15 protein-coding genes and 22 pseudogenes are annotated in these 21,437 nt (G+C 74.1%); 18 read left to right on the top strand and 19 right to left on the bottom strand.

Annotated features, from left to right (window positions below; genetic code table 11):
• A pseudogene (locus UK94_RS47950) lies at positions 1–85 on the bottom strand (MaoC family dehydratase); the annotation flags it as partial.
• 95 nt (positions 86–180) lie between these two features.
• On the bottom strand, positions 181–789 hold the full coding sequence (locus UK94_RS11260; protein ID WP_011607127.1) for a suppressor of fused domain protein: 609 nt from the start codon (positions 787–789) through the stop codon (positions 181–183).
• A gap of 133 nt (positions 790–922) precedes the next feature.
• Here UK94_RS11260 and UK94_RS73505 point away from each other — a divergent pair.
• From UK94_RS73505 to UK94_RS47970, 5 genes and pseudogenes are all read left to right on the top strand, one after another.
• The coding region (locus UK94_RS73505; RefSeq protein WP_268761308.1) for a hypothetical protein at positions 923–1,037 on the top strand (115 nt) is incomplete at its 3' end.
• A 1-nt stretch (position 1,038) separates the two neighbouring features.
• Positions 1,039–1,172 (top strand): annotated as a pseudogene (locus UK94_RS47955) (hypothetical protein); the annotation flags it as partial.
• A 1-nt stretch (position 1,173) separates the two neighbouring features.
• A pseudogene (locus UK94_RS47960) lies at positions 1,174–1,946 on the top strand (TerD family protein); the annotation flags it as partial.
• A gap of 1 nt (position 1,947) precedes the next feature.
• Positions 1,948–2,063 (top strand): annotated as a pseudogene (locus UK94_RS47965) (hypothetical protein); the annotation flags it as partial.
• A gap of 1 nt (position 2,064) precedes the next feature.
• Positions 2,065–2,413: pseudogene (locus UK94_RS47970) on the top strand (TerD family protein); the annotation flags it as partial.
• A gap of 61 nt (positions 2,414–2,474) precedes the next feature.
• On the opposite strand, the gene UK94_RS11270 reads toward UK94_RS47970, so the two are convergent.
• From UK94_RS11270 to UK94_RS11280, 8 genes and pseudogenes are all read right to left on the bottom strand, one after another.
• Complete coding sequence (locus UK94_RS11270; protein ID WP_055749782.1) at positions 2,475–3,416, bottom strand: NAD(P)-dependent oxidoreductase; 942 nt, start codon at positions 3,414–3,416, stop codon at positions 2,475–2,477.
• A gap of 136 nt (positions 3,417–3,552) precedes the next feature.
• Positions 3,553–3,889 (bottom strand): acyl-CoA dehydrogenase family protein (locus UK94_RS47975; RefSeq protein WP_268761305.1); only part of this gene is annotated, 337 nt, incomplete at its 5' end.
• 17 nt (positions 3,890–3,906) lie between these two features.
• Positions 3,907–4,058, bottom strand: a pseudogene (locus UK94_RS47985) (acyl-CoA dehydrogenase family protein); the annotation flags it as partial.
• 1 nt (position 4,059) lies between these two features.
• Positions 4,060–4,386 (bottom strand): annotated as a pseudogene (locus tag UK94_RS47990) (acyl-CoA dehydrogenase family protein); the annotation flags it as partial.
• A 1-nt stretch (position 4,387) separates the two neighbouring features.
• Positions 4,388–4,788: pseudogene (locus UK94_RS47995) on the bottom strand (acyl-CoA dehydrogenase family protein); the annotation flags it as partial.
• Positions 4,789–4,821: 33 nt separating this feature from the next.
• Positions 4,822–4,994, bottom strand: a pseudogene (locus UK94_RS48000) (CoA ester lyase); the annotation flags it as partial.
• A 74-nt stretch (positions 4,995–5,068) separates the two neighbouring features.
• Positions 5,069–5,120: pseudogene (locus UK94_RS73510) on the bottom strand (hypothetical protein); the annotation flags it as partial.
• Position 5,121: 1 nt separating this feature from the next.
• Positions 5,122–5,781 (bottom strand): annotated as a pseudogene (locus UK94_RS11280) (CoA ester lyase); the annotation flags it as partial.
• A gap of 339 nt (positions 5,782–6,120) precedes the next feature.
• On the opposite strand from UK94_RS11280, the gene UK94_RS11285 reads away from it, so the two are divergent.
• The 3 genes and pseudogenes from UK94_RS11285 to UK94_RS11290 form a co-directional block, all read left to right on the top strand.
• Positions 6,121–7,199 (top strand): magnesium transporter (locus UK94_RS11285; RefSeq protein WP_235487503.1); only part of this gene is annotated, 1,079 nt, incomplete at its 3' end.
• A 1-nt stretch (position 7,200) separates the two neighbouring features.
• Positions 7,201–7,464: pseudogene (locus UK94_RS48005) on the top strand (CBS domain-containing protein); the annotation flags it as partial.
• The gene (locus UK94_RS11290) at positions 7,461–8,207 is read left to right on the top strand and encodes a DUF1003 domain-containing protein (RefSeq protein WP_235487505.1); all 747 of its coding nucleotides are present in this window, start codon (positions 7,461–7,463) and stop codon (positions 8,205–8,207) included. The pseudogene UK94_RS48005 and the gene UK94_RS11290, both read left to right, overlap by 4 nt.
• Positions 8,208–8,366: 159 nt before the next feature.
• Here UK94_RS11290 and UK94_RS11295 read toward each other — a convergent pair whose 3' ends face one another.
• Positions 8,367–8,621 carry a chorismate mutase gene (locus UK94_RS11295; protein WP_231861755.1) on the bottom strand — a complete coding sequence of 85 codons (255 nt, stop codon included), beginning with the start codon at positions 8,619–8,621 and terminating at the stop codon, positions 8,367–8,369.
• Between the two features lie 436 nt (positions 8,622–9,057).
• Here UK94_RS11295 and UK94_RS11300 point away from each other — a divergent pair, with 436 nt between their 5' ends.
• The 6 genes and pseudogenes from UK94_RS11300 to UK94_RS11315 all read left to right on the top strand — a co-directional run.
• Positions 9,058–9,891, top strand: coding sequence for a PD-(D/E)XK nuclease family protein (locus UK94_RS11300; protein ID WP_055749785.1), 834 nt, complete (start codon positions 9,058–9,060; stop codon positions 9,889–9,891).
• 92 nt (positions 9,892–9,983) lie between these two features.
• Positions 9,984–10,242 (top strand): annotated as a pseudogene (locus UK94_RS48010) (aminotransferase); the annotation flags it as partial.
• 1 nt (position 10,243) lies between these two features.
• Positions 10,244–10,412, top strand: a pseudogene (locus tag UK94_RS48015) (aminotransferase class I/II-fold pyridoxal phosphate-dependent enzyme); the annotation flags it as partial.
• A 1-nt stretch (position 10,413) separates the two neighbouring features.
• Positions 10,414–11,192, top strand: a pseudogene (locus tag UK94_RS48020) (aminotransferase class I/II-fold pyridoxal phosphate-dependent enzyme); the annotation flags it as partial.
• 781 nt (positions 11,193–11,973) lie between these two features.
• Positions 11,974–12,094 (top strand): annotated as a pseudogene (locus UK94_RS76005) (antibiotic biosynthesis monooxygenase); the annotation flags it as partial.
• A gap of 35 nt (positions 12,095–12,129) precedes the next feature.
• A pseudogene (locus tag UK94_RS11315) lies at positions 12,130–12,525 on the top strand (antibiotic biosynthesis monooxygenase); the annotation flags it as partial.
• Positions 12,526–12,569: 44 nt separating this feature from the next.
• On the opposite strand, the pseudogene UK94_RS48025 reads toward UK94_RS11315, so the two are convergent.
• The 3 genes and pseudogenes from UK94_RS48025 to UK94_RS11325 form a co-directional block, all read right to left on the bottom strand.
• Positions 12,570–12,770, bottom strand: a pseudogene (locus UK94_RS48025) (hypothetical protein); the annotation flags it as partial.
• Position 12,771: 1 nt separating this feature from the next.
• A pseudogene (locus UK94_RS11320) lies at positions 12,772–13,598 on the bottom strand (hemolysin family protein); the annotation flags it as partial.
• 11 nt (positions 13,599–13,609) lie between these two features.
• Positions 13,610–15,052 carry a hemolysin family protein gene (locus UK94_RS11325; protein WP_055749790.1) on the bottom strand — a complete coding sequence of 481 codons (1,443 nt, stop codon included), beginning with the start codon at positions 15,050–15,052 and terminating at the stop codon, positions 13,610–13,612.
• 272 nt (positions 15,053–15,324) lie between these two features.
• Between UK94_RS11325 and UK94_RS48030 the strand changes: the two genes are divergently transcribed.
• The 3 genes and pseudogenes from UK94_RS48030 to UK94_RS11330 form a co-directional block, all read left to right on the top strand.
• The coding region (locus UK94_RS48030) for an AAA family ATPase (protein ID WP_235487508.1) at positions 15,325–15,557 on the top strand (233 nt) is incomplete at its 3' end.
• Position 15,558: 1 nt separating this feature from the next.
• Positions 15,559–15,602, top strand: a pseudogene (locus UK94_RS48035) (hypothetical protein); the annotation flags it as partial.
• 1 nt (position 15,603) lies between these two features.
• Positions 15,604–16,269, top strand: a pseudogene (locus tag UK94_RS11330) (ParA family protein); the annotation flags it as partial.
• Between the two features lie 468 nt (positions 16,270–16,737).
• Here UK94_RS11330 and UK94_RS11340 read toward each other — a convergent pair.
• Positions 16,738–18,336, bottom strand: a complete 1,599-nt coding sequence (locus UK94_RS11340; protein WP_011607111.1) for a DEAD/DEAH box helicase — start codon at positions 18,334–18,336, stop codon at positions 16,738–16,740.
• 413 nt (positions 18,337–18,749) lie between these two features.
• Here UK94_RS11340 and UK94_RS11345 point away from each other — a divergent pair, with 413 nt between their 5' ends.
• On the top strand, positions 18,750–19,442 hold the full coding sequence (locus UK94_RS11345) for a ferritin-like fold-containing protein (RefSeq protein WP_011607109.1): 693 nt from the start codon (positions 18,750–18,752) through the stop codon (positions 19,440–19,442).
• 117 nt (positions 19,443–19,559) lie between these two features.
• On the opposite strand, the gene UK94_RS11350 is transcribed toward UK94_RS11345, so the two are convergent.
• The 4 genes and pseudogenes from UK94_RS11350 to UK94_RS48040 form a co-directional block, all read right to left on the bottom strand.
• Positions 19,560–19,784, bottom strand: a complete 225-nt coding sequence (locus UK94_RS11350; RefSeq protein WP_041939818.1) for a DUF3107 domain-containing protein — start codon at positions 19,782–19,784, stop codon at positions 19,560–19,562.
• Between the two features lie 135 nt (positions 19,785–19,919).
• Positions 19,920–20,597: a TetR/AcrR family transcriptional regulator gene (locus UK94_RS11355; RefSeq protein WP_011607107.1), complete on the bottom strand. Its 678-nt coding sequence runs from the start codon at positions 20,595–20,597 to the stop codon at positions 19,920–19,922.
• Positions 20,598–20,849: 252 nt separating this feature from the next.
• Complete coding sequence (locus UK94_RS11360; RefSeq protein ID WP_055749792.1) at positions 20,850–21,050, bottom strand: hypothetical protein; 201 nt, start codon at positions 21,048–21,050, stop codon at positions 20,850–20,852.
• A 110-nt stretch (positions 21,051–21,160) separates the two neighbouring features.
• Positions 21,161–21,437 (bottom strand): annotated as a pseudogene (locus UK94_RS48040) (ATP-dependent DNA ligase); the annotation flags it as partial.

Below are 21,437 nucleotides of genomic sequence, written 5' to 3' on the forward strand. Positions count from 1 at the left end.
CGTCGGACTCGGTGACCGTCTTGCCCGGCCAGTGCCGGTAGACGTCCCCGACCTCGAACTCCTCGAACCAGCGGCCGAACCGCATGACAGACCCCCTCCGGACGCAGCGCGCGCCACACGCACCCTTGAATGCAGAGGGTAGCCAACTGCAACGCTGCGTCGCNGCCTCGGGTGTCCGCCTCAGCCGAGGCCGACCTCGCGGCGGTTCGGGTCGCGCAGGTCGGTGCCCGCGGCCAGCCAGCGCTGGTGCAGCGCCTCGGGGCCGTGTACCCGCTTGAAGGCCGCCTCGTTCGTGGTCATCGGCAGGACGGGCAGGAACCGCACGGGCGCGGCGGCGGCGAACGCGGGGTCGTCCAGAGCGTCGGCGATCGGCAGGTCGGGGATCAGGCCACCGGGCTCGCCGACGAGCACCGCGGTGAACGGCGCGCCGTCCCACAGCGGCTCGCCGAGGTCCAGGCCGGCGCCGGGGGCGACGGGCCGGCCCTCGACGGCGGGGACGGCCGCCAGCACGGCGAGCCGGCGCAGCACGCTGTCGCGGTGGCCGCGCAGCGACAGCACGAGCTCGGCCCGCGGTCCGGCGGGGTCGCGCACGGCGGAGTCGGACGCCGTCATCGGCTCCCGGGACATGCCGAGGGTGAGGTACCGGACGACGCCGCCGCGGTCGGGACCGAACCGCAGCACGTCCAGCTGCTCCGTACCGAGGAAGGTCACCGACGCGCGGCCGGTGTCCCGGCCGAACAGCGCCGTGACGTGCCCCTCGACCGATCGACTCAGGGCGCTGTCGCTCACGGGACCCGTGCCGCAGTTCGCATGCGTTCGATCGTAGGGTCGGCGGGAGCGCCCGTGCCGCCGGTCGGCCTGCGGGAACCTCCGCACCGGGCAGGGGCGTTCAACGTGGTGCGACCTTGGAGGAGCTGCGGCTATGGGACAGGTGCTGACGAAGGGCGGCAACGCGCCGCTGCCCACCACCGACGTCCGGGTGGAGATCGCCTCGTCGATCTCGCTGGACATCGCCGCGATTCTGGTCACGGCCGCCGNCAAGGTGCGCACCGACGGCGACTTCGTGTTCTTCAACCAGCCGACCGGCCCGGGGGTGCGGCTGCTGCCACCGGCGGCGCTGGAGTTCACCCTGGCAGCGGTGCCGCCGGACATCGACAAGGTGGTCGTCACGGNCAGCCTGGACGGCTCCGGCCCGGTGACCTTCGCGGGCGTGCGGGGGCTGGGTATCTCGGTGCGCGACTCCCGCGGCGGCGCCGAGCTGGTCCGGTTCGATCCCGCCGGGCTCGGTGCCGAGACCGCGCTGATCCTGGTCGAGCTCTACCGCCGGGCCGGCGCGTGGAAGGCCCGCGCGGTCGGGCAGGGCTACGCCTCCGGGCTCGCCGGCATCGCCACCGACTTCGGCATCGCCGTCGACGATCCCGGCACCTCCGGTCCCGCGCCGGCCGCCGCTGCGGCGCCGGCCGCGGCCCGGCCGCCGGCCGCCCCACCCCGCCCGCAGCCGGCCACGCCCGGCGGGCAGCAGTGGGGCCCGCCCGCACCGCCGCCCGGCGGCCAGCAGTGGGGCCCTGCGCCCGTCCCGCCCGCGCCGGCTCCGGCCGGTGGGGCGCCGCAGTGGGGCGCCCCACAGCCGCCGCCCGGTCAGCAGCCGCCGCCCGGTCAGCAGTGGGGTCCGCCGCCCGCGGCGCCGCAGTGGGGCACCCCGCCGCCGCCCGGCCAGCAGTGGGGTCCGCCCGGCGCGCCGCCCGCGCCCACCGGTCAGCCGTGGGGTCCGCCCCCGCCGCCCGCCGGCCAGCAGTGGGGGCCGCCGCCACCGGCTCCCGGTCAGCCCGGCGGCCGGGTCAACCTGGACAAGGGCCGGGTGTCGCTGACCAAGGGCCAGAGCGTGTCGCTGGTGAAGACCGGCGCGCCCCCGCTCACCCGGGTGCGGATGGGCCTGGGCTGGGATCNGGCGCAGCGCGGCCGGTCGATCGACCTCGACGCGTCCTGCATCCTGTTCGACGAGCGCGGCAAGGACGTCGACAAGGTGTGGTTCATGTCCAAGAAGGGCGCGCGCGGCGCGGTGCNCCACTCGGGCGACAACCTCACCGGCCGTGGCGACGGCGACGACGAGACGATCCAGGTGGATCTTGCCGCCCTGCCCCCGAACGTCACCACGCTGATCTTCACGGTGAACAGCTTCCAGGGGCAGCCGTTCACCGACGTGCGCAATGCCTACTGCCGGCTCTACGACGACGTCACCGGCCAGGAGCTCGTCCGCTTCGACCTGTCCGAGTCCAAGCCGTCCACCGGACTGGTGATGTGCCGGGTACAGCGTGAGGCCGGCGGCCAGAGCTGGGCGATGACCGCGATCGGCGAGTTCCACGACGGCAAGACCGTCCGCGCGATGGTCAACCCGTCGAAGCAGTACCTCTGACGGCTGTCGGCACCGACCGGCGCCCGCGGTCCGGGTGTCGGCGGGTCAGGCGGCTGGCGGGTCAGGCATCGGCGGGCCGGGTGTCGTCGGCGGGCTGGGCGGTGGCGGAGGGCTGGGCGGTGGTGGCGGGCTGGGCGGTGGCGAGGCGGCGCAGGCGGATGACGGCGGTGGCGTCGAGCTGACCGTCGCCGCGCGCCTGGGAGGCGGCGAGATCGCCCTCGGCGAGCTCGGTCAGCGGCACCGGCACGCCCCGGCGGGCCGCCTCCGCCAGGCAGATCCGCAGATTCTTGCGCATCCAGTCGACGGCGAAGCCGAAGTCGAACTCGTCGCGGATCATGGTGGCGGCGCGGTTGGTCAGGTACCAGGAGCTCGCGGCGCCGCCCGACACGGCGGGAAGCACCTGGTCCAGGTCCAGACCGGCGGCGGCCGCGAAGTTGAGTGCCTCGGCCGCGCCCTCGATCGCCCCGGCCACCAGGATCTGGTTGACCATCTTCGTGAGCTGGCCGGTGCCGACCGGGCCGATGCGGGTGATCGTCGCGCCGTAGGCGGCCAGCACCGGCCGGACCCGTTCCACCGTGTCCACCTCGCCGCCGCACATGACGCTCAGGCGCCCCGCCTCGGCACCGGCCTGCCCGCCGGACACCGGCGCGTCGACGAAGCCGACTCCCACCTCCGCCGCCCGCGCGGCGATCTCGACGGCCAGCTCCGCCGACGTCGTCGTGTGGTCGACGATCGTCGCCCCCGGCGCCAGCGCGCCGAGCGCGCCGTCCGGCCCCAGCAGCACCGAGCGGACGTCGTCGTCGGCCCCGACGCAGACGCAGACCACATCGGATCCGGCGGCGGCCTGCGCCGGCGTCGCCGCGACCCGGCCCCGTTGCACGGCCGACCAGCGCGCCGCGGTCGTCTCCGTGCGGTTGTACACGACGGTGTCGAAACCGGCGCGGGCGAGATGGCCGGCCATGGGGAAGCCCATGGTGCCGAGGCCGACGAACCCAACCTGCATCAGCGTGCTCCTGTCCCGGCTGGCCGGTCGTCCCGGCTGGCCGGATGTCCCGGATGGTCGGTCAGGAGCAGACTACGCATGTCGGACCGCGCGGCCGGCGCGGTCGGCGCCCGCGTTCGCGCCCGGCCCTGGCGGGTCAGCGGGCCGTTTCGTACTCCCGCAGCAGGGCCCGGCTGATGATCCTTTTCTGGATCTCGGAGGTGCCCTCGCCGATGAGCATGAACGGCGCCTCACGGTAGAGGCGCTCGATCTCGTACTCCTTCGAGTAGCCGTAGCCGCCGTGGATGCGGAACGCCTCCGTCGTCACCTCGTGGCAGTACTCGCTGGCGAGGTACTTGGCCATTCCGGCCTCGACGTCGTTGCGCTGCCCCGAGTCCTTCTTGCGGGCGGCGCTGACCATCATCAGGTGACCGGCCTCGACCTTGGTCGCCATCTCGGCGAGCTTGAAGGCGATGGCCTGGTGTTCGGCGATCNGCCGGCCGAAGGCCCNCCGGGTCTGCGCGTAGGCGATGGCGAGCTCGAAGGCGCGGATCATGATGCCGCAGGCCCGGGCGGCGACGTTGACCCGGCCCACCTCGACACCGTCCATCATCTGGTAAAAGCCCTGGCCGCGGCCGTCGTCGCCGCCGAGGATCGACGCGGNCGGCACCCGGTGGTCGGTGAGGATCATCTCGGTCGTCTCGATGCCCTTGTAGCCGAGCTTGTCGATGCTGCCGGGAATGGTGATCCCGCCGTGGGTGCCGAAGCCCGGTTCCTTCTCCAGCAGGAAGGTCGTCATGTTCCGGTAGACCGATTCGGCGCCCTCGTCGGTCTTCACCAGGGTGGCGACGATTCCGGCTCGCGCGCCGTTGGTCAGCCACATCTTCTGCCCGTTGAGCACGTAGACGTCGCCATCGCCCTCGCCCTCGCCGTTCCGGCCGCCACCGGCCTTCCGGTCGGCCCGGCTGGTGATCGCCGCGACGTCCGAACCNCAGCCGGGTTCGCTCATCGAGAACGCGCCGCGCAGTTCGCCGGTGGCCATCCGCGGCAGCAGCCGGCTGCGCTGCTCGGCGCTGCCATGCCGGCCGATCAGGTAGGCGACGATGAAATGGGTGTTGACGACCCCGGCGACGCTCATCCAGCCCCGGGCGATCTCCTCCACGACCAGCGCGTAGGTGAGCAGCGACTCGCCCAGCCCGCCGTACTGCTCGGGAATGGTGATCCCGAACAGCCCCATCTCCTTCATCGACTCGACGATGGATTCCGGGTATTCATCGGCGTGTTCGAGCTCCGTGGCGAACGGAAGGATCTCCTTGTCGACGAACGTGCGCACCGCCGCGAGGATGTCGCGCTGCACGTCGGTCAGGTCGTCGGTCTGCGCGATCCTGCTCATCGGTCGTCCCCCTCCTGCGGCCGGCGCGGCCGGCTAGCGCCCGACGCCGACCGGCGGCTCGAACTTCCGCGTGCGGGCGAGCCCCGCAGCGCGGCCCTTGCCGGCGACGACCTCGGCCATCTTGCGGCTGGCCTCGTCGATCATCTCGTCGCCGAGCATCACCGCGCCGGTCAGTCCGCCCTCGGCGGAGGTGTGCCAGGCATAGGNGTCGAGGATCAGCTCGGCGTGGTCGTAGTCGTCCTGGCGCGGCGCGTAGATCTCGTTGGCCGCCTCGATCTGNCCGGGATGCAGCACCCATTTCCCGTCGAAGCCGAGCGCGGCCGAGCGGGCGGNGGTCGCCCGGAATCCCGCGGTGTCGCGGATCTGGAGGAAGGGGCCGTCGATCGCCTGCACCCCGCGGGCGCGGGCCGTCTCGAGAATCTTGAACAGCACATAATGGAAGGGGTCGCCCGGATAGTTCGGGCTGAGCGCGCCGACGGTGAGCGACGGCATGTTGATCGAGGCCATGAAGTCGGCCGGGCCGAAGATGACGGTCTCGATCCGGGGGCTGGCAAAGGCGATCTCGCGCACGTTCGACAGGCCGAGCGCCGTCTCGATCTGCGCCTCGATCCCGATCCGGCCGACCTCGAACCCCAGCACCTTCTCGATCTGGGTGAGCAGCAGGTCCAGCCAGGCCACCTGGGCGGCCGACTGCACCTTCGGCAGCATGACGCAGTCCAGGTTCGCCCCGGCGCCCTCGACGACCTCGATGACGTCGCGGTACGTCCAGCGGGTCGTCAGATCGTTGACCCGGACGACCCGGGTCCGGCCCGCCCAGTCGCCCTCGTTGAGCGCGGCGACCACGTTCGCCCGGGCGGCCTCCTTCGCGCCGGGCGCGACCGAGTCCTCCAGATCGCAGAACACCTGGTCGGCGGGCAGGCCCTGAGCCTTGCCGAGCATCTTCGTCGAGGATCCGGGGACGGCCAGACACGATCGGCGGGAACGCTGCGGCATGATCTCTATGCTATCGACTCGTTACCCATCGTGCTCGCTCTCGGTCCCGGATCCCCGGATCGATCCGTTCGGTGAGCAACTCCCGGCCGACCTGTGCCGACCTGTGGCCGCCTGCGTCTCCTTCGATCATCGACGACCAACGGCGACGTCCGCGACGCGGCCGGTGCCCGCGGCCGCGCCCGGACGGCCGCACCGGCCCCGAGAATGCCCAGGCGGGCGGGTATGCCGGGGTCGGGGTTGCGGGACGTGCCCGCGCGGGTAGCCTCCGGCCGTGAACAGGACTGCGGCGCCGGCCCGCGGCGGTATGTCCGCCCATGCCGGGAACGGTCAGTGACCACGATGCCCACGCGCCCCACCCAGTCCCGGGTGTACTGCCGCCGCCTGGCCGGCCTGCTGGTCCTCGACCCCAACGGCGACCAGGTCGGCCGGGTCCACGACATCATCGTCACGCTGCGCCTCGGCCACGAGCCGCCGCGCGTGCTGGGCCTCGCCGTCGAGGTCCAGCGCCGCCCGATCTTCGTGCCGATCGGGCGGGTCACCGGCGTCGAGTCCGGCGCGGTCGTGCTCTCCTCGGCCCGGCTGAGCTGGCGGCGCTTCCAACAACGGCCGAACGAGACCCGGGTCCTCGGCGAGCTGCTCGACCGCCGCGCCACGCTGCTGTCGTCGGGCACCGAGGTCACCGTCGTCGACGCCGCGATCGAGCCGATCCGCGGCGGGGACTGGGTGCTCGACCAGGTGGCGGTCCGCACCGGGCGGGGGCGGCGCGGCGAGGTGCGCACCGTGGCCTGGGACGAGGTGACCGGCCTGTCGCTGGCCGAGGGGGGCCAGGGCGCGGCGAACCTGCTGGCCGCCTTCGAGAAGCTGCGCCCCGCCGACCTCGCGACGCTGCTGCACGACCTGTCCGACAAGCGGCGTGCCGAGGTCGCCGCGGCCCTCGACGACGAACGGCTCGCCGACGTCCTGGAGGAACTGCCCGAGGACGAGCAGGTGGAGCTCCTCGGCGGGCTCGCCGAGGAACGCGCCGCGGACGTGCTGGAGGCGATGGGCCCCGACGACGCGGCGGACCTGCTCGGTGAGCTGCCCGCCGAGGACGCCGAGCGGCTGCTGCGGCTGATGGAGCCGGACGAGGCCGCCGACGTGCGCCGCCTGCTGCGCTACGCCGACGACACCGCCGGCGGGATCATGACCAGTGAGCCGGTCGTGCTCGCCCCGAACGCGACGGTGGCCGAGGCGCTCGCCCGCATCCGCGAGCCGGAGCTGTCCCCGGCACTGGCCGCGCAGGTCTACGTGGTCCGCCCGCCGTATGAGACCCCCACCGGCCGCTACCTGGGCCTCGCGCACTTCCAGCGGCTGCTGCGGGAGCCGCCGTCCACCCTGGTCGGCGGCGTGATCGACGTGGACATGGCGTCGCTGCGGCCNGAGACGCCGCTCGCCGAGGTCACCCGGCTGCTGGCGTCGTACAACCTGGTCGCCGCGCCGGTGCTCGACCGCGGCGGACGGCTCGTCGGCGTGGTCACCGTCGACGACGTCCTCGACCACCTGCTGCCGGCCGACTGGCGCGAGCGCCAGCTCGAATCCGACGTCGACACCCACACGACGCCGGGTCTGTTCGCCCCGCCCCCGGGCGGTGGGGAACCCGGCTCCCTGGGTGGGGTGGGCGCCAGCCCGCCGGCGGTTTCGTGAGAGGGCGGCAGCGCGGCGCGCGCCTGGACCAGCCGCGGCCGTCGCGGCGCGCGTCGCTGCGGCCCGCCTACGAGCCGGACGCGTTCGGCCGGATCGCCGAACGCGTGGCCCGGTTCATCGGGACGGCGCGCTACCTCGTCGCCCAGAGCATCGTCATCGTGGTGTGGGTCGCGTACAACGTCTTCGTCCCCGGCTCCGCGCGGTTCGACGAGTTCCCGTTCATCTTCCTGACGCTGGTGCTGTCGCTGCAGGCCGCGTATGCAGCGCCGCTCATCCTGCTGGCGCAGAACCGCCAGGACGACCGGGACCGGGCGAACCTCGCCCAGGACCGGGAGCAGTCGGTCCGCACCCGCGACGACACCGAGTACCTGGCCCGGGAGCTGGCCGCCGTGCGCATCACCATCGGCGAGCTGGCCACCCGCGACTTTCTGCGCTCGGAGCTGCGCGCCCTGCTCGCCGAGCTGGACGCGGCCGACCGCGACCGCGACCGGGACCGCCGCGACCGGCGCCGGCGCCGCGAGGGCGACCGCCGCGACCGCCCCGACCGGGCTGTTGCGACCGGGCGTCTCCCCGCCGAGAAGCGCGCCCCGGCCGCCGAGCGGGCCCCTGTGGGGGAGCGCGCGCCTGCCGAAACACGCGGCCCTGCCGCTGAGCGGGCCGCGGCCGGAGAGCGGGGGCGCGACTCGGACCAGGACGGCGCCCGGCCCGCTGGTGGGCCGCCTGGCGGGCCGGAAGAGCGCTGACCGCCGCTGCCGCCGGGGCGCGGGCCGCCAGCCGGGCAGCACGATCGCCCGCGCCACCTGCTGGCCAGGTGGGTGGTCAGGAGGTGCTGGACGTCGGCGGCGTCGGGTCGGGTGTGGCAGGCCGGCCGGTCGGCTGGTCGGGCGGCCACGGCAGGGGCTCTAGGGCTGGCCGGCCGCGCCGCGGCAGAGGGTGAGCACCGCCATCGCGATCTCGACGCCGCGGGGACCCAGCTCGTCCGCCCAGACGGCGATGATCTCGTTCTCGCGGGCGTGCTCGATCCGTGGGCCGCCCTCGGCCGAGCGCAGCGCCTGGATCTGCCGGGACAGGTCGCGGCGGGTGGCGAGCAGCTCGCGGAGCTGCGCGTCGATGTCGTCGATCTGCTGGCGTCCCGCGGGGATGTTGCTGATCGTCAGCGGCTCGCCCGCGAGCGGCGCGCGCCCCGCGCCGGTAAGGGTGGCGCCCGGCGCCGTGGGCGCGGGGATCGCGGCGTCGGGACGGTCGACGAGGTTGTCCACGAATGGGCCTTTCGATCGGAGGCCCGGCGCAGCCCAGGCCGAGACGACCCGGGGCGGACCGGGCCTGGGTCTGACGCTCGTACCGCGTGAGGTCAGCGGTGGAGCGGGGACCGTGCCCGGTCCCCATAAAACGGAGGCAGCAGCGCGCCGGGGCGCGAGGTTCGGCTGCTCTCCATACAGCAAGCATGCCAGCCCGGCGCGAATCCGTCCAGGAACCGACGCCGCGCCGAAACCGCCCTCCTCGTCCCGGATGGTCTGCCCGATCGCTGGCCCGCCGCCGGCGGGCGATCGGTGCCTGACCGACGGGGTTGGTGCGGGGTGCGATGATCGGTCGATGGCACAGATGGAGCTCGGCGGCATGCCCCGCAGGCTGTTCGCCTGCACGCCGTCGCGACTGGCCGCGTTCGAGGACTGCCCCCGTCGTTACCGGATGATCTATCTGGACCGGCCGCGCCCGCCGAAGGGCCCGCCGTGGGCGCACACCTCCTTCGGCGTCAGCGTGCACAACGCGCTGCGCCGGTGGTGGGAGGAGCCGCATCAGCGGCGCACCCCGCTGCGCGCCGCCGAGCTGCTGCGCCTGGGCTGGATCGACGAGGGGTTCCGCGATCCCGAGCAGTCGCAGCACTGGCGGGAACGGGCCGTCGGGATGGTCCGTGGCTATGTCGAGGGCCTGGACCCGGCGGCCGAGCCGCGCGGGGTCGAGCGCTCGGTCGCCGCCCGCACCGAGGCGCTGGCCTTCTCCGGCCGGATCGACCGCCTCGACGACCGGGACGGGGAGCTCGTCGTCGTCGACTACAAGACCGGCCGGCGACCCGTCACCGACGACGACGCCCGCACCTCGCGGGCCCTGGCGCTCTACGCACTGGCCGCGGGCCGGATGCTGCGCCAGCCCTGCCGGCGGGTCGAGCTGCACCACGTGCCCACCGGCCGGGTCGCCGTCGCCGAGCACACCGAGGACAGCATCGCCCGCCACGTCCGCCGGGCCGAGTCGGTCGCCGCCGATGCCGTCGAGGCGACCGAGGCGCTGCGCGGCGGCGGCGAACCCGACCGGGCCTTCCCGCCGCGCCCCGGCTCGCTGTGCTCGTGGTGCGACTTCCGGCGGCTGTGCGCGGAGGGCCAGGCCGCCGGTCCCGAGCGCCAGCCCTGGGCCGCTCTCGGCGAGGACTGAGCCCGCACCCTGGACGACGCCGTGGCCCTGCGAGCTGCCGGCAGGGCCCGCCGGATGCCACCGCGGGACCCGCCGGATGTCACCATAGGACTGTGTCCGAACAGACCACCGCCCCCGCCCAGCCGCGGGTCTCCGCGAAGGCGATGACCTTCACCGAGTCCGTCATCCGGGACATGACCCGGCTTGCGCTCGCGCACGGCGCGGTGAACCTGGCCCAGGGGTTCCCCGACTTCGCCTGCCCGCCCGAGCTCAAGGAGGCGGCCAAGGCCGCCATCGACGCGGACGTGAACCAGTACGCGATCACCTGGGGGGCGGCGGAGTTCCGCGCCGCGGTCGCCGCGAAGGTGGGGCNGACCTACCCGGGCTGGTCGGTCGATCCGGACACCGAGATCTGCGTGACCTGCGGTTCGACCGAGGCGATGATCGCCACCATGCTGGCGCTGGTCGACCCCGGCGACGAAGTGATTATGTTCGAGCCGTTCTACGAGAACTACGGGCCCGACACGATCCTGTCCGGCGCCNGCCCGCGGCTGGTCCGCCTGCATGCCCCCGACTGGTCGATCGACCCGGCCGAGCTGCGCGCGGCCTTCAGCGACCGGACCCGCGCCATCGTCCTGAACACCCCGCACAACCCCACGGGCAAGGTGCTGCGCCGCGACGAGCTGGAGCTGGTCGCCGAGCTCTGCCAGCGCCACGACGCGCTGGTGTTCACCGACGAGATCTACGAGCACATCCACTATCTCGGACCCGGCGGTCACATCCCGCCGGCGACGGTCCCCGGCCTCGAGGATCGGACCGTCACCATCAACGCCCTGTCGAAGACCTACGCGGTCACGGGCTGGCGGGTCGGGTGGACGATCGCGCCACCCGCCTACACCTCGGCGATCCGCAAGGTCCACGACTTCCTGACTGTCGGCGCGGCGGCACCGTTGCAGGCCGGCGGTGTGGCGGCGATGGGCCTGCCGCCCGCCTACTACGACGGGCTCGCCGAGCAGTACCGTGCCCGCCGCGACCTGCTGTGCGCCGCGCTGACCGATACCGGGTTCACGTTCCGCCAGCCGGACGGCGCCTACTACGTGATGTGCGACACCCGCGCGATCGACCCGGGCGGCGACGATGTGGCGCTGGCCCGGCGGCTGGTCACCGAGATCGGGGTGGCGACCGTGCCCGGCTCGTCGTTCTTCGCCGATCCCGCCGACGGCCGCCACATCATCCGGTTCGGCTTCCCCAAGAAGCTCTCCACGCTGCAGGCCGCGGCGGACCGCCTGGCCCGGCTGGGCCGCCCGGCCGCCGACGGCTGATCCGTCGCTGTGTGCGGGAGACGCGTTGCGGTGCGATGTGCACGGTCCGCAGGCTCAGACCGTGCAGAACGCACCGCAACCGGCCTTGTCCGGCGTGGGTCAGGCTGTCGGGGCGGGATCGGCGGGGGCGAGCGGGGGCGGCGGGGTGGGTAGCCGGTAGCCGAGGCGGGCGGCGCGGGCGTGGCCGGCGCGCAGCTCGCGGTCCAGCTCGGCGAGTTCGGCGCGCACGCCGCCGCGCGTCGACCGGCCGAGCAGGGCCGGTCGGGCGCTCATCGCCGCGGGCTCGGGCGGGGCGTAGCGGCCGCGCAGGTACTCCCCGATCCACCGGCCCCGCGCGCCGGCCAGCTCCGGGGCTCCGTCGACGTGGAAGACCCAGGCGGCGGCCAGGTCGAACACGCCGCCGAAGCGGGGCGAGTGCGGCCCGCCCGGCCCCAGCCTGGCCGTGTCGACGCCCAGCACGACCGCGTCGAAGACGCCGAGCAGGTCGCCTCCCGCCTCGGCTCCGTAGCCGCCTCCCGCGCCGCTTCCCGCGCCGGCTTCCTTGGCGCTCGGGGACGGGGGCGACGCCGGGAGCCGGGGATCGGCCCGCACGCCATGGACCTCGAAGGGTGGTGCCGCCGGGCCGGCCGTCAGCAGGCGCAGGGTGTCGGGCGACACCGCGACGACCTGGTCCGCGCAGCCGTAGGCGGCGAGGCGGTCGTGGGCGGCCGGCGGCACGGGGCCGGCGGAGAAGGCGGCGACCGCGAGCCCCCCGTCGACAAGGGAGATCGTCGCGGCGGNGGTGGCCGCGTCCACGCCGAGGACGGCGACCCGGGGAAGACCTGTCACGCTCGGGCACTCTAGTGGCGCCGCGCCGGGGCCTTCGCACTACGGTGAAGACATGAGTGTCGTCAAGATCAATGNGCTGACCGTGCCCGCCGAGATGCGGNCCGCCCTNGAATCGCGGTTCGCCGGCCGGGCCGGGATGGTCGAGCAGGCCGACGGGTTCGAGTGGTTCGAACTGCTGCGCCCGATCGAGGGAACCGACACCTACCTCGTCTACACCCGCTGGCGTAGCGAGGAGGACTTCCAGAAGTGGCAGTCCTCCCAGGCGTTCGAGGAGGGCCACCGTCGGGCGGCCGCCGAGGCCGCGGCCGCCTCGGGCGCGCCGGCCGGGCAGGGCGCGCCCGCGGGTCACGGCAGTGCCGCCGGTCATGGCGGTGCCGCCGGTCATGGCGGTGCCGCCGGTCATGGCGGGCCGGGCGGTCACGGCGGTGCCGGCGCCCCCGCGGCGACCGGGGCCACGCTGTGGTCGTTCGAGGTGGTGCAGTCGGCGTCGCCCGGCTCCGCCTGAGGCTGGCGCTGCCTGAGGCCGGCTCGGTCTGAGGCCGGCGCTGCTCAGTCGTGGTGGCTGGCGTCGGTGACCTCGCCGACGAACTGCTCGACCACGTCCTCCATCGCGATGACGCCGACGGTCGTTGCCGCGGCGTCGACGACCCGGCCCAGGTGGCTGCCGGCGCGCTGCATCCGGCGCAGCACCTGGTCCAGGGGCGTGTCCGTGGCCAGCTCCACCATCTGGTGCAGCCTTGCTGGGGCCAGNGGGGTGTCGAGGTCCTCGGGCGCGATTCCCAGGACGTCCTTGGCGTGCAGGAACCCCGCGATCTCGGTCGCGGCGTCGGGTACCCGCACCGGGAAACGGGAGTAGCCGGTGCGGGCGACGACGTCCTCCAGCTCGCGGGCGGTGGTCGTCCAGGCGATCGTCACGGCCTGCGACAGCGGGATCATCACGGCGCCCGCGTCCCGGTCGGACAGCTCCAGGGCGCTGGTGAGTCGCTCGTGCTCGGCCTGTTCGAGCAGCCCCTCCTGCTTCGACTCGGCGATGATGGCGGCGAGTTCCTGCGGGGTGTAGGCGGAGGAGAGCTCGTCGCGGGGTTCGACCCGCAGCAACCGCAGCACCCGGTTGGCGAAGGCGTTCAACAGGAGCACGAACGGCGAGGTGGCCCGGGCGAAGGCGATCAGGGGCGGCCCGAACCAGACCAGGGCCCGTTCGGGGCCGGCGATCGACAGGTTCTTCGGCACGATCTCGCCGAGCACCATGTGCAGCGCGGACACGACGATCAGCGCGACGGCGAAGGCGATCGCGTGCCGTGCCGCCCCGGGGACGGCGAGCGCGTGGAGCAGATCCGTCAGCAGCCGCGCGACGGCCGGCTCGGCGACGGCGCCGAGGGCCAGCGAGCACAGCGTGATGCCAAGTTGGGTCGCGGCGAGCAGCGGGGAGAGGTGCTCCAGGGCGCCGATGACCGAGCGGGCCCGCTTGTCGCCCGCCTCGACCATGGGTTCCAGCCGGTCGCGGCGCGCGGAGACGAAGGCGAACTCGGCGCCGACGAAGAACGCGTTGCCGGCTGTCAGCGCGAGCCCGGCGAGCATCGCGAGCAGGGTCACGGTCCGCTCTCCGTCCGGGCCTTCGGCGCCCGCCCGTGCCCGGTCTGTCCGTGCCCGGTCTGCCGCGCCGGCCCGTGCCCGGTCTGACGGGCCTCGGGTGGCCGCGCCGGCGGGTCGGTCAGCCGCACCCGGTCGATGCGGTGCCGATCGACCGCCACGACCGTCAGGGTGACGCCGTCGACCTCCACGTGCTCCCCGACCGCGCCGAGATGACCCAGGCGGGCGAGGACCAGCCCGGCGACCGTCTCATACGGCCCCTCGGGCAGCCGGACGCCGGTGGCCTCGACCGCCTCGTCGGGTCGCAGCAGCCCGGACAGCAGCCAGGATCGCGGCCCGTCGGGTACCACGCCGGGGATGCTCGGCAGGTCGTGCTCGTCCGACACCTCGCCGACCAGCTCCTCGACGAGGTCCTCCAGGGTGACGATCCCGGCGGTCCCGCCGTACTCGTCGATGACGGCGGCGAGCTGCAGCCCGTGCCGGCGCAGCCGGGACAGCAGCGCGTCGCAGCCCAGCGAGGCGGGCACCAGCAGCGGCGGGACCATGATCTCGCGCACGCTCACCGCGGCGCGCCGCGCGGCCGGGATCCGGAAGACGTCCTTGACGTGCACGACCCCGACCACGCCGTCGACGTCGGCGGCCCCATCCCCGCCGGCGCGCTCCGACTCGGCCCGTCCCCGGACCGGGAACCGGGAATGACCGGACTGCTGCGCCACCTGGAGCAGGTCGGCGACGTGCATGTCGGCGTCGGCCCAGGTGGTCCGGACCCGCGGGGTCATCACGTCGGCGGCGTGGCGGTCACCGAAGCGCAGCGATCGCCGCAGCAGCGTCGCCGTCGTGGTCGGCAGGGTGCCCTGGCGGGCGGAGGCCCGCACGATCGAGCCGAGCTCGGCGGGGGAGCGTCCGGCGTGCAGCTCGTCCTGCGGCTGCACCCCCAGAGCGCGCAGGATCGCGCCCGCGACCCCGTTGAGCAGCCTGATGAGCGGACCGCACACCCGGGAGAACCCGACCTGAGGCCAGGAGACGGCCCGGCCCACCCGCAGCGGCTCGCTGATCGCCCAGTTCTTCGGCACCAGCTCGCCGAACACCATCTGGCTCACCGTCGCGGCGAACAGGGCGAGGACCAGCGCGAGCACCGAGCTCGGCGTGTCCGGCAGGCCGACGGCGTGCAACGCCGGATGCAGCAGCGCGGCCAGCGCCGGTTCGGCGAGGTAGCCGACGGCCAGCGAGGTCACCGTGATGCCGAGCTGCGCGCCGGAGAGCTGGAACGACAGCGAGCGCACGGCGGCCGACAGGGCCTGGGATCGCCGATCGCCGGCGCGGGCGGCCTGCTCCGCCTGGTGCGGCTCGACCGCGACGAGGGCGAACTCCGCCGCCACGAACACCGCGTTGGCGGCGATCAGCACCACGACGATCGCGAGGTAGACGATCGCCTGCATCACCCGGCGCCGCCGATCCCGGCGGGCATGGTCACCGTCGCATCACGTCCGTCATCCAGAGAGGGAATCGCGGGCAGGGGCCGCTGGTGCTGCGCTACCCGGCGGCCCGGGCCCGCACACCGGGGCAGGGCCACGGTACGTCCGCGTCTCGCCCGGGCGGCGCCCGGCGGGCGGGTGTCCGGTCTGTGGCGGTTGGCACGCGAGCGGCGAGGCGCGACGAGGTTTCGGGACGCCAAGTGTTGTGACCACACGATTACGCATCCACACTGATCGGTGTGGCACACGTACTTGCGGTTGCGAACCAGAAGGGCGGCGTCGCCAAGACGACCTCCGTGGCCAGCCTCGGCGCCGCGCTGAGCGAGCTGGGGCGCCGCGTCCTGCTGGTGGATCTCGATCCCCAGGCGTGCCTGACCTTCTCCCTCGGCCTGGATCCCGACACCCTCGAGCTGTCCGTGCACGACGTGCTCCTTGGACGGCTCTCCGCGGGCATCGTGATCACCAGGACCTCNGACGGCATGGACCTGCTGCCCGCGACGATCGAGCTGGCCGGATGNGAGGCGGTGCTGCTGTCGCGCACCGGTCGCGAGCACGCGCTGCGGCTCGCCCTCGCCGAGGTGATCGACGCCTACGACTTCGTGCTCGTCGACTGCCCACCGTCGCTGGGCGTGCTGACCATCAACGGGCTCACCGCCGCCGCCGAGGTGATCGTGCCGCTGCAGTGCGAGACGCTGTCGCACCGCGGTGTCGGCCAGCTCCTCGACACGGTGCACGACGTGCAGCGACTGACGAATCCGGGCCTCGGGGTCCGCGGCGTCCTGCCGACCCTGTTCGACGGGCGGACGGCGCACTGCCGGGCCGTGCTCGCCGATGTGTCCGCGCGGTACGACATCGCCGTGCTCACGCCGCCGATCGCCCGCTCCGTGCGGTTCGCCGAGGCGCCGGGCACGGGCCGGTCGATTCTGTCGACGGCGCGGCGATCGAAGGGCGCCGAGGCCTATCGGGCGCATGCCCGGGCCATCGCCGAGGCGGTCGGAGCAGGGCCGCACGACGTCGAGCCCCACGACGTCGACCCCCACAACGTCGACCCGCGCAGCACAGAGCCCCGCAACGCCGAGCCGGTCGGCGCCGAGCCCCTGGAGCCGGTGCCCCTCGAAGCAGCGCCCCTCGAAGCGGTTCGGGGCGGACAGGTGCCGGTCGGGGTCAATGGAGCCCGGGGGTGAGTGGGGGGCCGAGTGACCCGTCACGGTCGCCGCGCGCCCAACAGCGCGCGTCCGCCGGGTTCGACCGGCTGCGCCCGCGCGGTTCCCGACCACCNGTGGCGACGCCGACCCCGTCGGGTCCATCGGTGGGACGGGACGCGCACGGCAAGCGTGCGCTGTACAGCGGGCTGAGGCCGACGACCCCGCCGAACACGAGCCTGCGCGTCGAGTGCTCCCGCTGCGGGCAGACCAGCCTGCTCAGCGCGTGGCAGGCGCTGCGGGTTCTCACCCCCAGCGTCCACCTACCGCTGGTGCGCCCGCGGCACCCCTCGCTGCTGCGTTGCCCGACCTGCCGCCGGATGAGCTGGGTGCGGCTCGGACTGCACCTGCGCCCGGCGGGCTGAACGGCTGCCGCGCTGGGTACCAACGCCGGGCCAGGGGGCCACGCGGGCCGGCGTTGGACGGGATGAGCGGGGGCGGTCCGCCTGGTCAGGCGGACTCGGCCCGCGGAGACTCGTCGTCGAGCGCGCCGATCGAGCTGATCGCGTCGCCGTCGGCCTCCGTCAGGTCGCCGGCCGTACCGGAGCCGCGCCCACGGTTGCCGCGGCGGCGACGGCGGCGACGGACCGGCTCGCCGCCCCCGGCCGGGGACAGCGTCGAGACGACGTGCGCGGTGTCGGCGGTGCCGTCGGAGGCGACGACGTCCAGGTCCAGGTCCAGATCCAGATCCGGCGCCGGGTCGTCCTGCTCGCTGCCGTCGGCGGCGATGGTCAGGCCGGTCGCGGCGGCCGCGGCGCCACCACCGCGGGTGCGGCGACGGGTGCGGGTGCGGGCCGGCACCGGCGGGTTGTCCGCCTGGGGCGCCTCGCGCCCGGAACGCGCCCCGCGGCGCCCACCACGACGGGACTCGCCGAGGTCCTCGAGGTCCTCCGCATCGAGCCCGGCGCGGGTGCGCGCGGCGTGCGGGAGGGTGCCCTTGGCCTCCGGCGGGATGCCGAGCGCCTCGTACAGGTGCGGCGAGGTGGAGTAGGTCTCGAGCGGGCCGTCGAACGGCAGCGCGAGCGCCTTGTTCACCAGCGTCCACCGGGGCAGGTCGTCCCAGTCGACGAACGTGACGGCGACGCCGCTCTCGCCGGCGCGGCCGGTGCGGCCGATCCGGTGCAGGTAGACGTTCTCGTCCTCGGGGCACTGGTAGTTCACGACATGGGTCACGCCGCTGATGTCGATGCCGCGGGCGGCCACGTCGGTCGCGACGAGGACGTCGACCTTGCCGGCCCGGAACGCGCGCAGCGCCTGCTCGCGCTGGCCCTGCCCGAGGTCGCCGTGCACGGCGGCGGCGGCGAAGCCGCGCTTGTCCAGGTCCTCGGCGACCTTGTCGGCGGTGCGGCGGGTGCGCACGAACACCATCGCGAGCCCGCGGCCACCCGCCTGCAGGACGCGGGCGAGCACCTCCATCTTGTCCAGCGCGTGGGCGCGGAAGACGTGCTGGTGCGTGGTCGGCACCGTGCGCGTCTCGTCCGGCTGCTCGGCGCGGACGTGCACCGGCCGCTGCATGAAGCGGCGGGCCAGCGAGATGACCGGGCCGGGCATGGTCGCGGAGAACAGCATGGTCTGCCTGCTGGTCGGCAGCTGCGCCATGATGCGCTCGACGTCGGGCAGGAAGCCCAGGTCGAGCATCTCGTCGGCCTCGTCGAGCACCAGCGTGCGCACGGCGGCGAGGTCGAGCACCCGCTGCCGGGCGAGGTCGAGCAGCCGCCCCGGCGTGCCGACGACGATGTCGACCCCGGCGCGCAGCGCGGTGAGCTGCGGTTCGTAGGCGCGTCCGCCGTAGACGGACAGCACCCGCAGGCCGCGGCCCGCGCCGGCGCGGGTGACGTCGGACGTCACCTGAACGCACAGTTCGCGGGTCGGCACGACGACGAGGGCCTGCGGCCGGCCGTCGGCGCCCTCGCTCGCCGCCAGCACCGTCTGGACGATGGGGATGCCGAAGGCGAGGGTCTTGCCGGTGCCGGTGCGGGCCTGGCCGATGATGTCGTTGCGGGCCAGGGCGAGCGGAAGCGTCAGCTCCTGGATGGGGAAAGCGTGCACAATGCCCGCTTCGGTCAGCGCCTCGACCGTCTCGGAGCGAACCCCGAGGTCGGCGAACGTGGGCGCGGCCGGCGTTGCGGGCGTGTCGGTCAGGGGTTGGGGAGTGGGTAGATCATCCGAGGGTGCTGCGGCTGTGACGGACAGCGGGACGCTCCTGGTCTTCTCTGAGCGGTGTCTACGCTGAACCCGCTCGCGGTGAGCCGCGCGGCGCCCGCGACCCGAAGTCCGTGTGCCCCGGCGCCATAGATGGCTACTCTGGGTGCACAGGTGACGAGGCGACGCCTGCTACGCGACAGCCGAGGTGACATAATGACCTCTGGCTAAGACCTAGCATAGCTGGTGTGCGCGCCGAGTGGGGGCTCCTCGGCCGAGGTTTGCCGACAGCGACGGCGGCAGGTGCCAGAATCGCGGCTGTGACACAGACATCCTTCCCGCCGACCGACGCGCCCGGACCGGACCTGGCCGGCCAGCCGGACCAGGCGACCGTCGACCTGCTGGGCCTGCTGGCCTACGGCGAGCTGACCGCCTTCGAGCGGATGGCCACCGACGCGCGGATGTCCCCCACCCTCGGTGACAAGATTGCCCTTGCGGCCATGGCCGCCGCCGAGTTCTCCCACTTTCAGGCCATCTGCGGGGAACTGGATCGGCTCGGCGTCGACCGGGAGCACGCGATGGCGCCGTTCATCGGGCCGCTGACCGCGTTCCACAACTCGACCGCCCCGGCCGACTGGTTGGAGAGCCTTGTCAAGGCGTACGTGGGCGACAACATCGCGGCCGACTTCTACCGCGAGATCGCCGCGCGCCTGCCCTCGCCGTCGCGAGAACTCGTGTTGAAGGTCCTCGACGACACCGGCCACGCCGCATTCGCGGTCGACCGGGTGCGGGCGGCGATCGAGGCCAACCCGACGGTCGCCGGGCGCCTCGCGCTGTGGGCCCGCCGACTGGTCGGCGAGGCGCTCACCCAGGCGCAGCGGGTGGGCGTCGACCGGGACGCGCTGACCGGCCTGCTGGTCGGGGTCGGCGACCTGGACGCGCTGGCGGCGATCTTCAACCGCATCATGGCCGCGCACGGCCGCCGGATGGCGGCGCTGGGTCTGTCCGCCTGATCGCCGCGCCGCCGCCGCATCGGGCCTGTCTGCCTGTCCGCCTGTCTGCCTGATCGCCCGCCGGGCGTGCCGGGCGGACAGGCCGCACGGCACGCCGAGCTCGCGATCAGTCCTCGATCAGCCGCCGAAACCGACGCGCCGCGGCCCGCCGGCGGCGATCTCCACGTAGGCCAGGGACGCGACCGGAACCACCACCTGCCGACCCTTGTCGTCGGTGAGGCTCAGCACGCCGTTGTCGGTCTTGACCGCCTCTCCCACCAACGCGGCGAGGGCCTCCGCCGACTGGTCGCTCTCCAGCACCAGCTCCCGGCTGACCTGCCGCACGCCGATCTTGACCTCCACCGATGACCTCCGCCTTCGTCGCACCTACCGCCGGCGGACACCCGCCGCCGAGGTTGGATCACCGCCCACACTATGGCTTCCGGGACTTCTCCACCGGGACGGGAACGGCGTGTTCGCTCCCGGCACACCCGGCGCTCACCGGTCGGACCGGCGCTCCTCGTGCGCGGGCCTGGGATCGGGTGCTTCGGTGCGGGGGTACCCGCCGATGCCGCGCCAGGCCAGCTCCACCATCGACTCGATGGCCCGCTCCTTCGCCACGGTGCCACCGCGGACCAGCCACCACCGGGAGGCCGTCTCGGCGAGCCCCACCAGCCCGACGGCGAGCAGGTCGGCCTCGTCCTGGGTCAGCCCGGTGTCGGCGACGATGGTCGCCGCGATGGAACGCACGCACTGGGCGAACGCGGTCTCGATGCGCTGGCGCACCGCGGGCACGCTGCGCAGGTCCGACTCCAGCACGAGCTGGTGGGCGCCCGACGGGTCGTTGACGAAGTCGAAGTAGGCGCGCACCGAGCGCGCGATGCGCGCGTGGTTGTCGGTGGTCGACGCGAGCGCCTCCTGCACGCTCGTGACGAGCTGGGTGGCGTGCTCGTCGAGCAGCGCGAGGTACAGCTCCAGCTTGCCCGGGAAGTGCTGGTAGAGGACCGGCTTGCTGACGCCCGCCCGCTCGGCGATCTCGTCCATCGCGGCGGCGTGGTAGCCCTGGGCGACGAACACCTCGCGCGCGGCTCCGAGGAGCTGAAAGCGGCGGGCGGTGCGAGGGAGCCGGGGAGTCCGCCCCGGGCGCGTGCCGGGCGAGGCTGGCTCGGCGGTCACCGGCGCACCTCCTGGTCGATGTGGTCAACACTACCCGCGGACTCCGACAGGGCGCGGGCACCGGATCGCGATCACCGGACCCCGCCGGCCGGCTCACTGTCGCACAGCGGGCCGGCCGGACGTCCGGGGGTGGCGAACGTCGGGCGGCGGCATCATCCGTAGGCCGAAGGTCGGGGCGGCGTCAGCGGTGGGCCGAAGGTCGGGGCGGCGTCCGCGGTAGGGCGAAGGTGGGGCGGCGTCGGCGGTGGTGGGTCAGCGGTCGTAGTCGTCCTCGTCGGTCTCGACGACGATGCTCTGCTCGACGACGTCGAACTCGTCGGCCTCACTCGGCCGCGCGGGGGGCACCGGCGGGGCGCCCGCCGGTGGGCGCACCTCCCGGGCCTGCTCGGCCGCGTCGGCGTCCGGCGTCTCCAGAGGAAGGCCGGAGGCTGGCAGATCGGTGGGAACTCCCATGGGGACGTCCTCCTGCGCTCGTCGGGGTGGCGGCCCGCCGCGGCGGGTGCCGGATGCGGTCCGGGGCCCGGGCCGGGTCCGGATCGCGGTGTGCCCGGAATCGGGCCGTCTCACGCGGAACCATCCGACCCACCCGGTCGGGCCGATCGCCCGCCGGTGGACGGGTCCGTGCGCAGGGGGGCGAACAGGTCCCCGTGGTCGTCGACCCGCCGCAGCACCTCGTCCGCGGTGAAGACCAGATCCTCGGGGCGCCGGCAGCCGCGCACCTCCGCCCAGGTCACCGGCGTGGAGACGGTGGGGCGTTCCCGCCCGCGCAGCGAGTAGACGCTCACCGTCGTCTTGGCCGGGTTGTTCTGCGACCAGTCGAGCAGCACCCGACCGCCACGC

The sequence above is a fragment of the Frankia sp. AvcI1 genome (assembly GCF_001420875.1).
Taxonomy (GTDB): Bacteria; Actinomycetota; Actinomycetes; order Frankiales; family Frankiaceae; genus Frankia; species Frankia alni.

Excerpts from the sequence above, each read along its gene's own strand:
- UK94_RS11270 (WP_055749782.1), bottom strand. The coding sequence starts at position 3,416 with ATGCAGGTTGGGTTCGTCGGCCTCGGCACCATGGGCTTCCCCATGGCC.
- UK94_RS11360 (WP_055749792.1), bottom strand. The coding sequence starts at position 21,050 with ATGGGAGTTCCCACCGATCTGCCAGCCTCCGGCCTTCCTCTGGAGACG.
- UK94_RS11300 (WP_055749785.1), top strand. The coding sequence starts at position 9,058 with ATGGCACAGATGGAGCTCGGCGGCATGCCCCGCAGGCTGTTCGCCTGC.